The organism is Cyanobacteriota bacterium, assembly GCA_025054735.1.
Taxonomy (GTDB): domain Bacteria; phylum Cyanobacteriota; class Cyanobacteriia; order SKYG9; family SKYG9; genus SKYG9.
In genome coordinates this window covers 1-2,093 of record JANWZG010000056.1, presented here as the reverse complement: position 1 = coordinate 2,093, position 2,093 = coordinate 1, and the positions used below count along the sequence as shown (strand labels likewise).

Sequence of the window (2,093 nt, the reverse complement as noted above, 5' to 3'; positions counted from 1 at the left end):
GGTTTTGATTGCTTAAAAAGTGTTTGTTGCCTAGACCACCTTTTCCACCCCTGGCAACACATAGGGTCTGGTTAGCGGTGACCAGATCGCCCAACAGTTCGTCGGTTTCAGCATCGTAGACCACTGTGCCACAGGGCACATCAATAATGCGATCGTCTCCAGATGCTCCTGTGCGGTTGTTGGGGCCGCCTCGCTGTCCGTCCGCAGCTTTGAACAGGTGCACGTAGCGAAAATCCAACAGGGTTTGCAAATTGGGTACTGCCCTAAGGATAACGTCGCCGCCTTTGCCCCCATTGCCCCCCGCAGGGCCACCAGCAGGTACATACTTTTCTCGCCGGAAGGCCACGAGTCCATCGCCGCCCTTGCCTGCCTGGACAGAAATCTCTGCTTGATCAATAAATTGCATGGTTCTATGACGCTAATCGGTAACGGCTGGATTTAGTAGGGTTGACAATCCACCTCGGTTGTTAGGAGCACCGAAAAATTTATGCCTTGTTTCCAGAATAAGCGATCTAGAATTTACCAGGTGGGTTGTGTATCCATCTGCCGTCGCTACCTGCTCATGATTCTATGACCTCGCCAACGCCAACACCACCCAAAACCCTGCTAGGGCAGATGACGCAAGTCGTCAAGCGGGTGCAATCCCGGATTGATTTCTCTAAGTTGCGACTGCGACCCGATGCCAAGGTTGCCAAGCTGTTGGTGCGAGAACCCAATAGCCCAGAGGCAAAATCCTATCCCCTCGTGGGCGATCGCTACGTGTTTGGGCGCAGTTCCAAATGCGACATTCAAATTAACAGCAGCATTGTTAGTCAGGTGCATGGCTCACTGACCTGCGATCGTCACCAACAGTCCCGCTTTGTTATTCGGGACGAAAACTCCACTAATGGCATTTACCAAGGCAAGCGTCGCATCCGCAAGGCCACTCTTTATCATAACGATGTACTGACCCTAGGGCCGCCTGACCTAGCCGACGCAGTGCAACTGCAATACTACAACCCTCCCCCGCCCCATGTGCGCGCTCTCCGAGTTAGTTTGTATAGCCTTACTGGCCTATTTGCTGTTGTTGCACTATACCTGGCTCTAGAGTGGATCAGTACTCCTGTTGACCTTAAGCGCGTTCCTGCACCGGGGCCGGTCGTTGTCTATGCCCGTGATGGCCAACCTCTAAACACTGTCAGGGCTGATACCCATCGAGACTTACCCCGCCTGTCTGATTTCTCTCGCTATTTGCCAAAAGCAGTTGTTGCTTCCGAAGATTCTCGGTATTACTGGCATTTGGGCATCGACCCACTGGGAATTGCTCGTGCTGCGTTCTTTACCCTAGTTGGGGTGCAACGGGAGGGGGCTAGTACCATCACCCAGCAGGTGGCACGCAGCATATTCAGAGATCATGTGGGCACAGATGACTCTATCCGGCGCAAAATTCGAGAGGCGATCGTTGCCCTCAAACTAGAAATGGTCTATGGCAAAGACACCATTTTGCTCACCTATCTCAACCGGGTGTATCTAGGTAGTGGCAACTATGGCTTCGAGGATGCTGCCCGGTTTTACTTCGACAAACCTGCCCAGCAACTAACCCTTTCAGAAGCTGCCACCCTGGTGGGAATGCTCCCAGCACCCAACAACTTCAACCCGATTCGAGACTTAAAAACTGCTGAGGGATTGCGTAACCGGGTGATTAATCGCATGGCAGACCTACGCATGATCAGCAGCGAAGAAGCCCGTCAAGGGCTGTTGACTATCATCCAGGTGTCACCGAAGGCGAGGGAAGCCCTACAACAGGAACGCAGCCTAGCCCCCTACTTTTACGACTACATCTACTCGGAGCTACAGTCTAAATCGCCCTACTTGGCCCAGCAGGGAAACCTGATCATTGAAACCAGCCTAGATTTGAAGATGCAGGCTGAAGCTGACAAGGCGCTCAAGCAGACGATCGCCGAAATTGGAGCCTCAACAGGGATTGAGCAGGGAGCGATCGTCACCCTAGATGCCAAAACTGGCGAAATCTTAGCCATGGTTGGTGGTGTAGACTACCAGAAAAGTCAATTTAATCGTGCTGCCCAAGCCCTACGACAACCTGGCTCCACCTT

The 2,093-nt window shown here is 52.7% G+C and carries 2 protein-coding genes; one reads left to right on the top strand and one right to left on the bottom strand.

Features of this window, described 5'->3' with window-relative positions; all coding sequences use genetic code 11:
- Window positions 1-406 (bottom strand): GTPase ObgE (locus NZ772_04410; GenBank protein ID MCS6812800.1); only part of this gene is annotated, 406 nt, incomplete at its 3' end.
- Between the two features lie 164 nt (window positions 407-570).
- Between NZ772_04410 and NZ772_04405 the strand changes: the two genes are divergently transcribed.
- A partial coding sequence (locus NZ772_04405) for a transglycosylase domain-containing protein (GenBank protein ID MCS6812799.1) occupies window positions 571-2,093 on the top strand: 1,523 nt, incomplete at its 3' end.